16 protein-coding genes are annotated in these 15,756 nt (G+C 71.2%); 7 read left to right on the top strand and 9 right to left on the bottom strand.

Features of this window, described 5'->3' with window-relative positions:
* Positions 1 to 281 precede the first annotated feature (281 nt).
* Both OG897_RS23000 and OG897_RS22995 read left to right on the top strand, forming a co-directional pair.
* The gene (locus tag OG897_RS23000) at positions 282 to 896 is read left to right on the top strand and encodes a TetR/AcrR family transcriptional regulator (protein WP_266659080.1); all 615 of its coding nucleotides are present in this window, start codon (positions 282 to 284) and stop codon (positions 894 to 896) included.
* A gap of 306 nt (positions 897 to 1,202) precedes the next feature.
* Positions 1,203 to 2,669 (top strand): sensor histidine kinase, encoded by a 1,467-nt coding sequence (locus OG897_RS22995; RefSeq protein ID WP_266660423.1) that lies wholly within the window; start codon positions 1,203 to 1,205, stop codon positions 2,667 to 2,669.
* A gap of 239 nt (positions 2,670 to 2,908) precedes the next feature.
* Here OG897_RS22995 and OG897_RS22990 read toward each other — a convergent pair whose 3' ends face one another.
* Both OG897_RS22990 and OG897_RS22985 read right to left on the bottom strand, forming a co-directional pair.
* Positions 2,909 to 3,166, bottom strand: coding sequence for a WhiB family transcriptional regulator (locus tag OG897_RS22990; protein WP_004937597.1), 258 nt, complete (start codon positions 3,164 to 3,166; stop codon positions 2,909 to 2,911).
* A 316-nt stretch (positions 3,167 to 3,482) separates the two neighbouring features.
* The gene (locus OG897_RS22985; RefSeq protein WP_266659079.1) at positions 3,483 to 4,454 is read right to left on the bottom strand and encodes a diacylglycerol kinase family protein; all 972 of its coding nucleotides are present in this window, start codon (positions 4,452 to 4,454) and stop codon (positions 3,483 to 3,485) included.
* A gap of 165 nt (positions 4,455 to 4,619) precedes the next feature.
* Between OG897_RS22985 and OG897_RS22980 the strand changes: the two genes are divergently transcribed.
* On the top strand, positions 4,620 to 5,054 hold the full coding sequence (locus OG897_RS22980; protein ID WP_266660421.1) for a hypothetical protein: 435 nt from the start codon (positions 4,620 to 4,622) through the stop codon (positions 5,052 to 5,054).
* Positions 5,055 to 5,109: 55 nt separating this feature from the next.
* On the opposite strand, the gene OG897_RS22975 is transcribed toward OG897_RS22980, so the two are convergent.
* From OG897_RS22975 to OG897_RS22965, 3 genes are all read right to left on the bottom strand, one after another.
* Positions 5,110 to 6,156: an RNA polymerase sigma factor SigF gene (locus tag OG897_RS22975; RefSeq protein WP_266659078.1), complete on the bottom strand. Its 1,047-nt coding sequence runs from the start codon at positions 6,154 to 6,156 to the stop codon at positions 5,110 to 5,112.
* A complete protein-coding gene (locus OG897_RS22970; protein WP_266659077.1) occupies positions 6,153 to 6,566 on the bottom strand; it encodes an anti-sigma regulatory factor in 414 nt (137 codons plus the stop codon). The genes OG897_RS22975 and OG897_RS22970 overlap by 4 nt, the downstream gene beginning before the upstream one ends.
* Before the next feature lie 197 nt (positions 6,567 to 6,763).
* Positions 6,764 to 7,024 (bottom strand): UBP-type zinc finger domain-containing protein, encoded by a 261-nt coding sequence (locus tag OG897_RS22965; RefSeq protein ID WP_266659076.1) that lies wholly within the window; start codon positions 7,022 to 7,024, stop codon positions 6,764 to 6,766.
* Between the two features lie 108 nt (positions 7,025 to 7,132).
* On the opposite strand from OG897_RS22965, the gene OG897_RS22960 reads away from it, so the two are divergent.
* Positions 7,133 to 8,722 carry a Na+/H+ antiporter gene (locus OG897_RS22960; RefSeq protein WP_266659075.1) on the top strand — a complete coding sequence of 530 codons (1,590 nt, stop codon included), beginning with the start codon at positions 7,133 to 7,135 and terminating at the stop codon, positions 8,720 to 8,722.
* 7 nt (positions 8,723 to 8,729) lie between these two features.
* Here OG897_RS22960 and OG897_RS22955 read toward each other — a convergent pair whose 3' ends face one another.
* The 4 genes from OG897_RS22955 to OG897_RS22940 all read right to left on the bottom strand — a co-directional run bounded on the left by OG897_RS22955 (position 8,730) and on the right by OG897_RS22940 (position 12,205).
* Entirely contained in the window at positions 8,730 to 9,614 is an 885-nt protein-coding gene (locus OG897_RS22955; protein WP_266659074.1) for a 1-aminocyclopropane-1-carboxylate deaminase/D-cysteine desulfhydrase, read from the bottom strand.
* 136 nt (positions 9,615 to 9,750) lie between these two features.
* Positions 9,751 to 10,341, bottom strand: a complete 591-nt coding sequence (locus OG897_RS22950) for an N-acetylmuramoyl-L-alanine amidase (protein ID WP_266659073.1) — start codon at positions 10,339 to 10,341, stop codon at positions 9,751 to 9,753.
* 109 nt (positions 10,342 to 10,450) lie between these two features.
* Complete coding sequence (locus OG897_RS22945; protein WP_266659072.1) at positions 10,451 to 11,641, bottom strand: globin domain-containing protein; 1,191 nt, start codon at positions 11,639 to 11,641, stop codon at positions 10,451 to 10,453.
* 120 nt (positions 11,642 to 11,761) lie between these two features.
* Entirely contained in the window at positions 11,762 to 12,205 is a 444-nt protein-coding gene (locus OG897_RS22940; RefSeq protein ID WP_266659071.1) for an Rrf2 family transcriptional regulator, read from the bottom strand.
* 210 nt (positions 12,206 to 12,415) lie between these two features.
* Between OG897_RS22940 and OG897_RS22935 the strand changes: the two genes are divergently transcribed.
* From OG897_RS22935 to OG897_RS22925, 3 genes are all read left to right on the top strand, one after another.
* Positions 12,416 to 13,828, top strand: a complete 1,413-nt coding sequence (locus OG897_RS22935; RefSeq protein WP_266659070.1) for a family 2B encapsulin nanocompartment shell protein — start codon at positions 12,416 to 12,418, stop codon at positions 13,826 to 13,828.
* A gap of 102 nt (positions 13,829 to 13,930) precedes the next feature.
* Positions 13,931 to 15,022 (top strand): family 2 encapsulin nanocompartment cargo protein polyprenyl transferase, encoded by a 1,092-nt coding sequence (locus OG897_RS22930; RefSeq protein WP_266659069.1) that lies wholly within the window; start codon positions 13,931 to 13,933, stop codon positions 15,020 to 15,022.
* 119 nt (positions 15,023 to 15,141) lie between these two features.
* Entirely contained in the window at positions 15,142 to 15,747 is a 606-nt protein-coding gene (locus OG897_RS22925) for a GNAT family N-acetyltransferase (protein ID WP_266659068.1), read from the top strand.
* Positions 15,748 to 15,756 lie beyond the last annotated feature (9 nt).

Genomic DNA, 15,756 nt, shown 5'->3' with positions numbered 1-15,756 from the left:
CGGGGCGGGGGTGCTCCGGGGTGGGCCCGGAGCGAGGGGGGCCGCCCCCTTGCCCGCCCGTTCCGCCCCCGGGGGCGGCCCCGCCGCCCAAGGGGGCTCGGCGGGGTGGGGCGGAGTCCAAGGGGGCTAGGCGGAGGGTCCGCCGGCCAAGGGGGCTGGGCGGAGGCGGAGGGTCCGCCGGCCAAGGGGGCTGGGCGGAGGCGGAGGGTCCGCTGTTCAAGGGGGCTGGGTGGGGAGGAGGGGGGCGGTACATATCTAGCGGGCGCTATAGAATGGGGGGCATGGCGACGAGACAGCGCGGCCGGCCCCGCTCCTTCGACCGCGAAGCAGCCCTCGAAAAGGCCACGCTCGCCTTCTGGGAACACGGTTACGAGACGACCTCGGTCGCCGACCTCACCCGCGTCATGGGCATCGGCGCCCCCAGCCTCTACGCCGCCTTCGGCGACAAGAAGGCCCTCTTCGCGGAGGTCGTGGACCGGTACGCCGACACGCACGGCGCCTTCGGCACCCGCGCCCTGGAGGAGGAGCCCACCGCCCGCGCCGCCATCGCCCGCCTGCTCCACGAAGCGGCGGCCGCGTACACGGACCCGGCCCACCCGCACGGCTGCCTGATGATCTCCGCCGCGACCAACTGCTCGACGCCCGAGGTCGAGGAGTCCCTGCGCGCCCGCCGCGAGGCCAGCATCGCCGCCTTCGCGTCCCGCGTCCGCGCGGACGCGGCGACCGGCGCCCTCCCGCCCGGCACGGACCCCGAGGCCCTGGCCCGCTTCTCCGGCGCCGTGCTCCAGGGCATGTCGCAGCAGTCCCGCGACGGGGCGAGCAGGGAGGACCTGGAGGCGATGGCGGCCCTGGCGATGCGCGCCTGGCCGCAGCAGGCGACGCAACGGGCCACGTGAAAGCCCACGGAAACACCTGCGGAAGAACCCACGGAAACACCCGCGGGCCACGGCGCCCGGCGGGACCCTCAGCCCACCCGGCACCGCAGCCCGGAGTTGCATCGGCCGGTGGTGTGCGGTGCCTCCGGCCGTGAGGAGGGGCGGGCGCAGTCAGGGCAGAGAGCGCCAGTCCCTCGATTTCATCCTCCTGTGCGGGGAGGATGAAGCTTTGCCCGGCCATTGTGGACTAGACCACTAACCCCTGTCTACGCCTGCGCACGGCCGGTTGTCGCACAGGTTACGGGTATGTTCGACCCCGTGCCCTCCATGAACGATCTCGTACGCCAGCACACCGCCCTCAGCGAGTCCGACCTTGAGTGGCTCCACCTGCTGGTCTCGGAGTGGCAACTGCTCTCCGACCTGTCCTTCGCCGACCTCGTGCTGTGGGTCCCCACCCTCGACGGCACCCGTTACGTCTCCGTGGCGCAGATGCGGCCGAACACCGGCCCCACCTCGTACCACGACGACATGGTCGGCCACCTGGTCCCGCGCGGCCGTCGCCCGCTTCTCGACGCCGCCCTCGACGAGGGCCGGATCGTGCGCGAGGGCGACCCGGAGTGGCGCGAGGAGGTCCCGGTCCGCGTCGAGTCCATCCCCGTGCGCCGCGAGGGCCGCGTCCTCGGTGTCATCGGCCGCAATACGAACCTCCTCACGGTCCGTACCCCGAGCCGTCTGGAGCTGACGTACCTCCAGAGCGCCTCCGACCTGGCCCAGATGATCGCCGCCGGATCATTCCCGTTCCCCGGCCAGCAGGTCGACATGGACGCCTCCCCGCGCGTCGGTGACGGCCTGATCCGTCTCGACGCCGACGGCATCGTCCAGTACGCGAGCCCCAACGCGCTCTCCGCGTACCACCGCCTCGGCCTCGCTTCCGACCTGGTGGGCCATCACCTCGGCCAGGCCACCGCCGAACTCGCCCCGTCCCGGGGCCCGGTCGACGAGGCCCTGGTCAAGCTGGCCAGCGGGTACGCGCCCCGGGAGACCGAGGTCGAGGGCAGCGGGGGAGTGATCCAGCTGCGAGCCATCCCGCTCAAGCCCAAGGGCACCCGGATCGGCTCCCTCGTCCTGTGCCGGGACGTCACCGAACTCCGCCGCCGCGAGCGGGAGTTGATCACCAAGGACGCCACCATCCGGGAGATCCACCACCGGGTGAAGAACAACCTCCAGACGGTCGCGGCCCTCCTGAGACTCCAGTCCCGCAGGATGGACTCCGACCAGGGCCGCGAAGCCCTCAACGAGGCCGTGCGGCGCGTGGGTTCGATCGCGATCGTCCACGAGACGCTGTCCCAGAACCTGGACGAGCGCGTCGAGTTCGACGAGATCGCCGACCGGGTGCTCGCGATGGTCGCGGAGATCTCGCCGGGAAAGGTGACGTGCCGTCGGACCGGCCGCTTCGGCATCCTCGACGCCGAGGTCGCCACTCCGCTCTCCATGGTGCTGACGGAGATTCTGCAGAACGCCCTGGAGCACGCCTTCGCCCCCGGCGACGAGGGCACCGTCGAGGTCTCCGCCCTGCGCGGCGGTACCTCCGCGGAGGCGCGCCTGCTGATCACCGTGATCGACGACGGGTGCGGACTGCCCGAGGGCTTCGACCCGCAGAAGGCCGGGAACCTCGGCCTCCAGATCGTCCGGACCCTGGTGGAGGGCGAGTTGGGCGGGTCCTTCGACATGGTCCGAGGCTCCGAGCACGGCACCCGTGTGGTGCTGGACATTCCGGTACGCCCGCAGAAGTGACGCCCCGTAGGGCTTCCCGTACGGGAAGCCCTACGGGAAGCCGTCACGGGAAGCCCTACGGCGAGCCGCACGGAAAAACGCACGGGAACAGCAACGAGCCCCGGACCGAGGTGACGGTCCGGGGCTCAACTGCTCACGCTTTACTGCGCATTGGGGGGTACTGCGCGCTGCGATTCGGGGGCGGTGACTGCATACGCGCTGTATGCGCCGCCGAGCTCAAGCTCGAAGCAGGGGGTGGGTCAGGCGGTCGCGTTGCGCGCCCGGTTGCGAGCGGCACGGCGCTTCATCGCGCGGCGCTCGTCCTCGCTGAGGCCACCCCAGACACCCGAGTCCTGGCCGGACTCGAGCGCCCACTGCAGGCACTGCTCCATGACGGGGCAGCGGCGGCAGACGGCCTTGGCTTCCTCGATCTGCAGCAGCGCAGGACCGGTGTTGCCGATGGGGAAGAACAGCTCCGGGTCTTCCTCACGACAAACGGCGTTGTGACGCCAGTCCATGGCTGCTACCTCTCCTTGTGACATGCACGTTGCTTGTGAATGTGAACGCTTTCACGAATCCCCTCACAGGGGAAGGGCCGACTTCCAGCGAACACTGGTTGTGGTCCTGAGTGTGAGGAGGGATTCTGGTTCTCAGGGAGGCCGGTGTTGCGGGCCGTCCCGATCGCCATGAAGAGACTCGCAAACCTCGTCGGCGGATACAACCCCTTCCGAGAAGTTTTTTTTGATTCCTCGGTGTCGGCTAGGTCACAGCCGTACTTCTAGCGGGTGGATGGCAGTCCGTACGTTCGAGATAAAGGACTTTAGGCCCTTCCACTCACACAATCACACGCAGTGCACGGCGAACGCCTGTGAACGCGACGCTCGTACGCAACCCAAGGTGGTCACCGTCCATTTGAAGGGGCAGTGGCACCTTCGAATGCAAGGTGAAGTCCGTCAGGTCGTGCAGGGAGACGGCGTGCTTGCCGTGCGGGCCGCGCTCCGGCGTGGAAGTGAGGAGCTGCGTCGCGTAACGGGTGACCGCAGGGGTGGAGAGACGGCTGAGTCCCAGCACGTCCAGCGCGGTGTCGAAGGACGCCTCCGGGGAGGCGTACAAGGGGCGATTCCCCAGGTAGGTCCAGGGGGAGGTGTTGCAGACTATCGACAGAACGAGGTCGGTCACCGGGTCCTCACCGGGCCTCTCCAGAGAAATCACACCGTGCCTGCGATGCGGTTCCTCCAGGAATTGGCGGACCACCTGACGGAGATAGAGGGCGTGCGTCGACCGCTTTCCGCGCTCGCGCTGCTGTTCGACCCGGCCGATGACTCCGGCGTCGAATCCGAGACCGGCACAGAAAGTGAACCAGCGCTCCGGAACGGCCTCGTCCTCCGTTCCCGGTACGCCCTTTGTGAGCCCGAGGCTCACTGTGCGTTCGCTTCCGGTACGCAACGCGTCCAAAAGCGCGCCGGTCGCCTCTACGGCGTCATTCGGAAGGCCGAGCGCGCGGGCGAACACATTCGTGGAGCCGCCGGGCACGACGGCGAATCCGGGAAGGCGTTCGGGGTCGGGTCCGTCGTGCAGCAGTCCGTTGACGACCTCGTTGACGGTGCCGTCGCCGCCCAGCGCGACCACCAGATCGACCGTGTCCGCGTTGTCGGCGGCCCGTCGGCCCAGGTCCCGGGCGTGTCCCCGGTACTCCGTGGTGACCGTCTCCAGCTTCATCTCGCTGGCGAGGGCGTGGATCAGGACGTCCCGGGTGCGGGCACTGGTGGTGGTTGCTGCCGGATTGACCACGAGAAGTGCGCGCATGCGGTGCAGGTTACCGGGGTGGGGGTGTGAAGGTCGGAGCGAGGGGTTCGCGTGCTGGGCCCCGCGGGGTCTCGTTACTCTGCAAGAGTGAGTAAAAAGTCCGCACGGAAGTCCGCCGGGAAGCCCGCGCACCAGCCCGTACCGCAGCCGCAGGAAGAGCAGCCGCTGCCCGAGTCGCCCGTCGTGCCGCACCCGCGCGAGGCCCGCCCCGCCCGGCTGGGGGCCGCTGCGGCGCTCGTCGCGGCGGAGGGCCTCGCGCTGGTCGCCGTAGGGCTGTACATGCTCGTGATGGGGCTCCTGGGCACCCCCGACCGGCCCGAGCAGGCCGAGATGGGCGGGCTCACCCTCATCGCGCTCGCGGTGCTGCCGCTGCTCGCCGCGAACGGGCTGCGGACCCGCAAGAGCTGGAGCCGGGGGCCCGCCGTCATCACGCAGCTCATGGCGCTGCCCGTCGCGTACACCCTGATGACCACCGACGGGGCCTTCTCGATCCCGTCCGGCATCGCGCTCGGCGTGGTCGCCGTCGCCTCGCTGGCGCTGCTGCTCAACCCGGCCGTCGTGGACGCCCTGGGCATCAAGCGGGGCCCGCGCGGCGCCTGAGCGCCGCACGAGCCCCGTTCCGTACGCGACGGATTTCCGTAGGCGACGGAACCCGTTACTCCTCCACCAGCAGCTTCTCGCGGAGCTGGGCCAGGGTGCGGGCCAGCAGCCGGGAGACGTGCATCTGGGAGATGCCGACCTCCTGGGCGATCTGCGACTGGGTCATGTTCCCGAAGAAGCGCAGCAGCAGGATCTTCTTCTCGCGCGGCGGGAGGTCCTCCAGGAGCGGCTTGAGGGACTCCCGGTACTCGACGCCCTCCAGCGCCACGTCCTCCGAGCCCAGGGTGTCGGCGACCGCCGGGGACTCGTCGTCCGTGTCGGGGACGTCCAGGGACAGCGTGGAGTACGCGTTGGCCGACTCCAGGCCCTCCAGCACCTCCTCCTCGGAGATCGCCAGGCGCTCCGCCAGCTCGTGCACGGTCGGCGAGCGGCCGTGCTGCTGGGAGAGCTCCGCCGTCGCCGAGGTCAGCGAGAGCCGCAGCTCCTGGAGGCGGCGCGGCACCCGTACCGCCCAGCCCTTGTCGCGGAAGTGCCGCTTGATCTCGCCGACGACCGTGGGAGTCGCGTACGTGGAGAACTCCACGCCGCGCTCCGGGTCGAACCGGTCGACCGACTTGATCAGCCCGATCGTGGCGACCTGGGTGAGGTCGTCCAGCGGCTCCCCCCGGTTGCGGAAGCGCCGCGCCAGGTGCTCGACCAGCGGCAGGTGCATCCGCACCAGGCGGTTGCGCAGCTCGGCCTTCTCCGGCGAACCGTCCGCCAGCTCGCGCAGCTCGATGAAGAGCAGGCGCGCGCCGGAGCGGTCCCGGGGGTTGTGCGGAACGTCGTGGTCCGCGCGCTCCCGGTGCGGCTCGGACGCCTCCGGGGCCCCGTCCGGGGCCCCGTCGTGCTTCTCGCCCGATTGCCGTTCGCCGGCGTGCTTCTCGTCGGAGTGCTTTTCGTCGCGGTGTTCGTCGCCGCGCTTCTCGTCGCTCATCTGGTCCGCCGCCCACTCTGCCGCCTGAGCTTCTTCCGCCGGGTGCGGGCGGGCCTGCTGCTCAGGAATCCCGTTCAGCGCCCGCCTGCTGCGCTCGTCGTCCCGCACCGGCCCGTCCCCGCTCATACCGGACCGGGGCCCGCGCCGCGCTGTTTGTACAGGCTGATGCTGACCGTTTTGTCGTCGGCGACGGTCGCGTCGACCTTGCCGGCGAGTGCGGACAGCACCGTCCACGCGAACGTGTCGCGCTCGGGAGCGCGGCCGTCGGTGGTGGGCGCCGTCACCGTCACTTCCAGTGAGTCGTCCACCAGCCGGAACACGCAGCTGAGGACGGAGCCGGGCACGGCCTGCTGAAGCAGGATCGCGCACGCCTCGTCGACCGCGATGCGCAAGTCCTCGATCTCGTCGAGGGTGAAGTCCAAACGCGCTGCGAGTCCGGCCGTGGCCGTACGCAGCACCGACAGGTAGGCACCCGCAGCGGGCAGCCGGACCTCCACGAAGTCCTGGTTCCCGGGCTCGCCTGCGATAGGGGACACCCTCACCTCCAAGGTGGCACAAGCGGTACGTCTGATACGTCTATCGCCGGTGACGCTATCGCGATCCGCCGCCCCGTGTCGCCGGGCCCCCTGCCCGGACAGGTGTCACACATGGTAAGCCCATGAGCACGCACAGTGGCTAGGGGTGTGCGGGGCCCAATTGGACGTTACCGACGAGGGGTTGACGTACCCAAGCCTCAGACGATCGAACCGTCGACGAAGCACCAGCGCCAGCTCTCGCCGGGCTCGAAGCTGCGCATCACCGGGTGGCCGGTGTCGCCGAAGTGCGTGGTGGCGTGGCGGCCGGGGGAGGAGTCGCAGCAGCCGACGTGCCCGCAGCTGAGGCAGAGGCGCAGCTGCACGGGGTGGGTGCCGGTGGCCAGGCATTCGAGACAGGTGTCGCTGAGCGGCTCGGGTGCGGGGTGGTGCAGCTCTTCGACGTGCGGACAGTCGTTCATGATGGCCATTGTTCATGAAGTGGTGCGTGTGTGGCGTGACGCTGCGTGCGTACGACACGACGTGCTGGGTGCACGACGTACTGCCGACCGGGACGAGGCCGCATTCCGATGGACGCAACTCCGCTGCTCGCGCTGATCGCGGGGAGTGCCGTGGTCGCCGGGTTCGCCCGGCGCACGCCGATTCCGGCGCCGCTGCTGCTGGTCGCGGTGGGGATCGCCGCGTCGTTCGTGCCGGGGGTGCCGGAGTACGCGCTCGACCCGCACATCGTGCTGCCGTTGCTGCTGCCGCCGTTGCTGCACACCGCCGCGCTGGAGAGCTCGTACCTGGACCTGCGGGCGAATCTGCGGCCCGTCGCGTTCCTGTCGGTGGGGTATGTGCTGTTCGCGACCGTGATCGTCGGGTGGGTGGTCCATCTGGTCGTGCCGGGGCTGCCGCTGACCTCCGCCCTGGTGCTCGGGGCGGTGATCGCACCGCCGGACGCGGTGGCGGCCACCGCCATCGCCCGCAGGCTGGGGCTGCCGCCGAGGATCACCGCGATCCTCCAGGGGGAATCCCTGGTCAACGACGCCACGGCCATCACGGCGTACAAGGTGGCTCTGGCGGCGGCGGTCGGGGAGGGGGCGAGCTGGAGCGCGGGGGTGCTGGAGTTCGTGGTGGCCGCGGTGGGCGGGGTCGGGGTGGGCCTGTTGCTGATGGTGCCGATGCACTGGCTGCGGACCCGGCTGAAGGAACCGATCCTCCAGAACACGCTGTCGTTGCTGATTCCCTTCGTCGCGTATGCGACGGCCGAGTACGTGCACGCGTCCGGGGTGCTGGCGGTGGTCGTCGTCGCGCTGTTCATCGGGCACCGGTCGTGGAAGGTCGACTTCGGTACGCGGCTCCAGGAGGCGGCGGTCTGGAAGATGGTCTCCTTCGTCCTCGAATCGGCGGTGTTCGCGCTGATCGGGTTGCAGCTGCCGGTGGTGCTGGCGGGGCTCGGGCCGTACAAGGGGTGGGAAGCGGTCGGGTACGCGGTCGTGGTGTTCCTGGTGGTGGTGGCGGTGCGGTTCGCGTGGGTGTTCCCGGCGACGTATCTGCCCCGGTTGCTGTCGGAGCGGATTCGCAGGCGGGAGCCGGACACGACGGTCGCGGCTCCGGTGATCGTGGGGTGGGCGGGGATGCGGGGCGTGGTCTCGCTGGCCATCGCCTTCTCGATTCCGATGACGGCGGAGGGGGAGCCGTTTCCGGGGCGGAACCTGATTCTGTTCCTGACGTTCACGACGGTGATCGGAACGCTGGGGGTGCAGGGGCTGACGCTGGCGCCGCTGATCCGCGCGCTGAAGGTGCCGGGCCGGGACGTGTACGCGCAGACGCTGGCGGAGGCGCAGGCGCAGAGCGAGGCGTCGACGGCGGCCGAGGCCCGGCTGGACGAGCTCCTGGCGGATACGGCCAACGCGCTGCCGGGACCGCTGGAGGACCGGTTGCGGACGGTGCTGGAGCGGCGACGCAACGCGGTGTGGGAGCGGCTGGGGGCGGTCAACGAGGAGACCGGCGAGTCGGCGGACGAGACGTACCGGCGGGTGGCGCGGGAGGTCATCGACGCGGAGCGGGCGGTGTTCGTGGAGCTGCGGGACACGCGGCGGATCGACGACGAGATGCTGCGGACGCTGCTGCGGAGGCTGGACCTGGAGGAGGCGGCGGGCTGGCGCGAGGAGTAGGCGTCGGTCAGGGGCGGCCGGTCACGACCGCGGTCAGGCGGGTGCCCGGGGGGAAGGCACCCCGTGCCGTCAGGGTCACCAGGGCGTACAGGAGCTTCGCGACGTAGAGGCGCTCGACCGGCAGGCCGTGGCGGGCCTCGAAGTCCGTCGCGAAGGCCAGCAGTTCCGGGGTTGTGCGCGCGTAGCCCCCGCAGTGGAAGTCCTCGGCGAGGGACCAGTCGCCCCGGCGGGCTCCGAAGGCCGCGAGCTGGAGGCGTACGACCTCGTGCTCCAGGAAGCCGCCCTTGAGGACCGGGACGCCGATCGCACGCTGGCCGGGGGCCAGGCCCCCGGCCAGGCCCGCGAGGGTGCCGCCGGTTCCGCAGGCGACGGCGGCCACGTCCGTCACGCCGTGGAGTTCGCGGCCGAGTTCCGTGCAGCCCTGGGCGGCGAGGGCGTTGCTGCCGCCCTCGGGGACGACGTACGCCTCGGGGAAGGGGGTGGCCGGGAGGAGTTCCGCCAGGTAGGCGGGGTCGGCGCGGCGGCGGTATTCCGTACGGGAGACGAAGTGCAGGCGCATGCCGTCGGCGGCGCACTGGGCGAGGGAGGGGTTGAGGGGGCGGTCGGCGAGTTCGTCGCCGCGTACGACGCCCACGGTGGGGACGGACAGCAGGCGGCCCGCGGCGGCGGTGGCCCGGAGGTGGTTGGAGTAGGCGCCGCCGAAGGTGAGGAGGGGGCGGCCGTCGGCGGCGCGGAGGTTGGGCGCGAGCTTGCGCCACTTGTTGCCGGGGAGGTCCGGGTGGATCAGGTCGTCGCGCTTGAGGAGGAGGCGGACGCCGTGGCGCTCGAAGCGGTCGTCGTGGACGGGGACGAGGGGGGAGGGGAGGCGGGGGCGGAGGGTGTCGGCGGGCACCCGGCCATTGTCCCGCGACCCCGCTGACCTGCCGCGCACTGCTTCAGGCGTCCTGCCGTCAGGAGTCCTGCCTTCAGGCGGACCCGTCAGGCAGTTCACCTCAGGCGGACCCGTCAGGCGGTCCACCTCAGGCGGTCTACTTCAGCCGGTCGCGGACCCGGTCCCGCATCCAGTCCATCCCGAAGCCCTTCGGGTCGATCTTGCCCGGCTGCCACTCCAGGTGGCCGAGCACCGAACCCGACCTCCAGCCGTGGGCCCGGCAGATCGCCGCCGAGACCCGTTCGATCGCCTCCAGCTGGGCGTCCGGCCACGGATCCTGGCCGTCGCCGAGGTTCTCGCACTCGAAGCCGTAGAAGTGGCGGTTGCCGTCCGTGTTGGCCTCGTTGTCAGGAGGCAGGCGCTTTTCGGCGATGACGGCGCGCAGGACGTCGTCGTCGCCGAGGCCCGCGTGGTTGGCCCGGCCGTAGCCGACCAGGTGGACCTTGCCGTCCTTGGCGACGACGCCGTGACACAGCGGGCCCGGCAGGCCCGCGTGGCCGTCGCGGCACAGGGCGACGGTCGAGGCGGTGCCCCGGGTGACCGTGTGGTGGATCATCACGCCGTGCACCGGGCCCCACGGGCCGTGGCCGTGCCGGTTGTGGGTGCGCCAGTTGCCGACCTCGACCACGGTCACCCCCTCGGCGCGCAGGGCGGACAGGAAGGCGTCGGCGGAGAGGGGGTTGGCCATGGGGGCCTCCGTACACGAAGGGGGCGGAAGGGCTCCTACCGCTTGTACCGGAAGATGACCCTCCGTGACAGCGCCTTCGTACGCTGTGCGAGCCGATCCGGACACTGCGTCACGACTCCTGGGCGGCGGCCAGCCACAGGTCCGGGCCGAACACCTCGTAGTGGATGTCGGCGGCCGGGACTCCCTTGGCCAGGAGCTGTTCGCGGACCGCGCGCATGAAGGGCAGCGGGCCGCACAGGTACGCCTGCGTGCCGTCCGCCACCTCGATGTCCGCCAGGTCCACCAGGCCCGTGCGGCCCGCCGGGTGGCCGGGCTCCGGGTGCTCGTAGAAGAAGTGCGCGGAGGCCGAGGGGAGCTTCTCGGCGAGCGCGCCGTGGTCGGCGCGCAGGGGGTGCGTGGCGGGCGAGCGGTCCGCGTGCACGACCGTCACCGGGGCGGTGCGGCCGGTCGCGGCGAGGTGCTCCAGCATCGAGACCATCGGGGTGCAGCCGATTCCGGCGGAGGCGAGCAGCACGGGGGCGTCGCCGTCCTTCAGGACCAGGTCGCCGTACGGTGCGGAGATGCGCAGCCGGTCGCCCTCGCGCACGTGCGCGTGCAGATGCTGGGAGACCTCGCCGTCGCCGACGCGCTTGACGGCGATGGTGCGCAGGGCGGAACCGGGGGCCGAGGAGAGGCTGTACTGCCGGATCTGCCGTGCCCCGTCCGGGAGTTCCACCTGTACGGAGACGTACTGTCCCGGCTTGGCGGCGGGGACCGGGCGGCCGTCCGCCGGGCGGAGCCGGAAGGTGGCGACCTCGGCCGTCTCCTCGACGCGTCCGGCCACCTCCCAGTCGCGCCAGGTGTCGCCCTTCAGGACGCCGTGCTCCGCGTAGAGGCGGTCTTCGAGGGCGATGAGGGCGTTCGCCATCAGCCAGTAGACCTCGTCCCAGCCCGCCGCGACCTCCGGCGTCACAGCGTCGCCCAGCACCTCGACGATGGCTTCGAACAGGTGCTTGTGGACGACCTTGTACTGGCCCGCCGTCACGCCCAGTGACGCGTGCTTGTGCGCTATGCGGGCGAGCATCGCGTCCGGGCGCTCGTCGGGCCTGTCCACGAGGTGCGCCGCGAAGGCGGCGATCGAACCGGCGAGCGCCTGGCGCTGGGTTCCGGCCGCCTGGTTGCCCCGGTTGAACAGGTCGCGCAGGAGCTGGGGGTGGGCCGTGAAGAGCTTGTCGTAGAAGAGCGCGGTGATCTCCTCGATGGCCGCGCCGATGGCGGGGAGGGTGGCGCGGACGGTGGTGGTGGCGGTCTGGGAGAGCATCCCGGGTTCCTCGCGACGTTAATTGGAATGTGAGAGTCGTATTTATGGGTGTGCGGAGGTGCGGATCGTGGGCGTACGGAATTGGCTGGTACAGGTCGGTGCGGCGGCGGTCAGTCGGGCTCAGTCGTCCCTGCGCGTCACCGAGAGGCTCAGCAGCAGCGGGCCCGTCGGCGATCCCGCCAGCGTGTCCACCGTCAGAGGGTCCAGCGCGGCGAAGAACGCCTCCTGGGCCCGCCGCAGCGCCCCGCGCAGCGTGCACGCGGACCGGAGCGGACACGGGGCGTCGCCCTCGCAGTCGACGACGTCGCCGGGGCCTTCCAGCTCCCGGACCACCGCGCCGACGGACGCCGTCCGGCCCGCCTCCGTGAGCGCGAGCCCGCCGCCCCTGCCCCTGCGGGCCTCGACCAGGCCGAGGTGCTGGAGCCGGGAGACCACCTTCGCTGTGTGCGTGTACGGGATCTCCATCGCCGTCGCCACCTCGCGGGTGGTGGGCGTCTCACCCTTCTCGACGGCGAGGCGCATCAGGACGCGCAGTGCCAGGTCGGTGAATCTCGTCAACCGCATGGCTTCACGCTAGGTAACTTGCATCTCAAATGCAACTTAAGCGTCCGGGGGCGCGAGGGGGCGCGCAGGAGTCAACCCGGCGCGCGGGATTCCCCCTTCTCCGGTGATCTAGTCACACTCTTTTGTGTAATGGCGCCACGACTCCTGGTGCTGAAAGGCTCGGCCGCAGGTCAGCACATACGTCGTACATATGCCGTGAGAGGGAGTCAGATGTCGGTCGAGGCAGGTTCCGAGGTCCGCGAACAGCAGGCGCCGCCGCAGCAGAGTCTCGGTACGGCCGCCGCGCGGAACTTGGCGACCACCACCAAGTCCGCCCCGCAGATGCAGGAGATCACCTCCCGCTGGCTGCTGCGCATGCTTCCGTGGGTGCAGGTCCAGGGCGGCACGTACCGGGTCAACCGCAGGCTGAGCTACTCGGTCGGCGACGGCCGCGTGACCTTCGTGCAGACGGGCGGCCAGGTCTCCGTCATCCCCGGCGAGCTGGGCGAGCTGCCCGCTCTGCGGACGTACGGCGACCAGGGCGTGCTCCAGGAGCTCGCGCAGCGCTGCGAGCAGCGCGAGTTCGCCGCCGGTGACGTCATCGCCCAGCAGGGCGACAGCGCGGACACCGTGTACCTGCTGGCGCACGGCCGTGTCGAGAAGGTCGGTTCCGGCCCGTACGGGGAGGAGCAGGTGCTCAGCGTCCTCGCAGACGGCTCCTACTTCGGCGACCAGGCGCTCATCGACGGAGAGGCCACCTGGGGCTACACCGCGAAGGCCGCGACCGCGTGCACGGTCCTCGCCCTCACCAGGAACCACGTGCTCACGCTCGCCGACCGCGCGGACTCCCTGCGCGAGCACCTCGCCGCGCTCGCGTTCCTGCCCCGTCAGCGCACCAACACGTTCGGCGAGGCCCCCATCGACCTCTCGGCGGGCCACGTCGGCGAGGCACTCGTACCGCACACGTTCGTGGACTACGACGCGGCTCCGCGCGAGTACGAACTCTCCGTCGCGCAGACCGTGCTGAAGGTCCACACCCGCGTCGCGGACCTCTACAACCAGCCGATGAACCAGACCGAGCAGCAGCTCAGGCTCACCGTCGAGGCGCTCCGCGAGCGCCAGGAGGACGAGCTGGTCAACAACAGGGAGTTCGGCCTCCTCGCCAACTGCGACTACGAGCAGCGGCTCCAGCCGCACGACGGCGTGCCCAGCCCCGACGACCTGGACGAGCTGCTGTCCCGGCGGCGCGGCAACAAGTTCTTCCTCGCCCACCCGCGCGCCATCTCCGCGATCGGCCGCGAGTTCAACAAGCGGGGGCTCGTGCCTGAGAGCGTCGACATGGGCGGGAACCAGATCCCGGCCTGGCGCGGCGTCCCGATCTTCCCGTGCAACAAGATCCCGATCAGCGACGCCCGTACGACCTCCATCATCTGCATGCGTACGGGCCTGGAGGAGCAGGGCGTCATCGGGCTGCACCAGACCGGCCTGCCGGACGAGATCGAGCCGAGCCTCTCGGTGCGCTTCATGGGCATCGACGAGCAGGCCCTCATCTCGTACCTGGTGACCGCCTACTACTCGGCGGCGGTACTGGTGCCGGACGCGCTGGGCGTGCTGGAGAACGTCGAGATCGGCCGCTGGAGGTAGGCACCGGACCGGGGAGGGGACGGCCCGAGGGGGTACGGGGTGGACGGGGGTGTGGTCGCGGGAGCTTCCACACCCCCCGGTACGGAGGAGTTGGCATTGACGATGACCACGACGCGGGCGGCAGACGGCGACGCGGGAGGCTCCGGCGGAACCGCAGGCCCGGAAGGGGGCGCGGGCCCGGAGGGGGCTGCCGGGCTCCTCGCCCGTACCAAGTCGGCGGTCGATCCCCGGCTCAGGGAGACCGTCGACTCGCTGCCGGGGCAGGTCCGCCGGATCGCCCGGTACCACTTCGGCTGGGAGCGGGCGGACGGCACCGCCGACCGTGCCCACGCGGGCAAGGCGATCAGGCCCGCCCTCGTCCTGGCCGCCGTGCACGCGTTCGGCGGGGACACCCGTCAGGCGGAACGGGCGGCTGCCGCGGTGGAGTTGGCGCACAACTTCACCCTGCTGCACGACGACGTGATCGACGAGGACCCGACCCGCCGGAACCGGCCCACGGCCTGGACGGTGTTCGGCATCCCCGACGCGATCATCGCGGGCGACGCGATGTGCGCGCTCGCCCTGCGGGTCCTGGCCGAGGACCCGCACCCGGCCGCCCAGCAGGCTTCCGCCCGCCTCGCGGCCTGCATCATCGAGCTCTGCGAGGGCCAGCACGCGGACTGCGCGTTCGAGAACCGGGCGCCGCAGGACGTCACCATCGCCGAGTGCCTGACCATGGCCGAGGCGAAGACCGGGGCCCTGCTCGGCTGCGCGTGTGCGATCGGCGCGCTGTACGCGGGGGCGGGCGAGGCGGAGGTCGAGGCGATGGACGCCTTCGGCCGCGAGGCGGGCCTCGCCTTCCAGCTCATCGACGACCTGATCGGCATCTGGGGCGACCCCGCCCACACCGGCAAGCCCGCCGGGGCCGATCTGGCCGCCCACAAGAAGTCGCTGCCCGTCGTGGCGGCGATGGCCTCCGGCTCCCCGGCCGCCGCCGAACTGGCGGAGCTGTACCGGGGCCCCGCCATGGACGCCACCGCGGTACGTCGGGCCGCCGACGCCGTGGAGCGGGCCGGAGGCCGGGACTGGGCGCAGAGCCAGGCCGCCGACCGCATGGCCAGGGCCGTGCAGCACCTCAGCCGGGCGGTGCCGGACCTGGGCGCGGCGGACGACCTGCTCGCGCTCGCCGAGTTCGTGACGCGCCGCACGCGCTGAGGGGCGCGCCGCACGCGCTGCGGGGCCTGCCGCACGCGCGGCGGCGGGCCCGGCTCCGTATCCTTCAACTCTGCGATCATGGCCGTTCGTTGAGCAGGTACGGGATACGGAGAACGAGCATGGGCGTACGGATACGGCAGGCGACCGGGTTTGACCGGGACGCGGTGGTCCGGCTGGTGGACGAGGCGTTCCAGGACGACCCGGTGAGCAAGTGGATCTTCCCGGACGTCCAGCACTACCGCCGGGTGCACCCGCAGATGATGGGCGGCTTCTTCGACCAGGTCCTCAAGGACGGCTGGGTGGACGTGACGGAGGACCTGTCGGCGGTCGCGATGTGGCTGCCCACCCCGGCGGGCGAGCCGGGGCCGGACGACGGGCCCGCCCAGCTGCGGGCCGCCGTCGACCCGGACAACGAGCGCGTCGAACTCGTCAGCACGTACACCGCCGCCATCCACCCGCACCACCGGGAGCACGCGTACCTGTGGATCATCGGCGTGGACCCGGAGCGGCAGGGCGAGGGCCTCGGGAGCGCGCTGATGGCTCCCGTGCTGGACGCCTGCGACCGCGACGGCACGGCCGCGTACCTGGAGGCGAGCAGCGAGCGCAGCCGGGAGTTGTACCTGCGCAGGGGCTTCGCCGACATCGGGGAGCCGTTGCGGCTGCCGTACGGGGGGCCGGTGATGTACCCGATGTGGCGCGACGCGCAGACGTTCCCGCAGAAGTAGCAGACGTAC

Source organism: Streptomyces sp. NBC_00237 (assembly GCF_026342435.1).
Classification (GTDB): Bacteria; Actinomycetota; Actinomycetes; order Streptomycetales; family Streptomycetaceae; genus Streptomyces.
The sequence above is the reverse complement of the archived record's forward strand: the minus strand, read 5'-3'. Positions and strand labels throughout refer to the sequence as shown.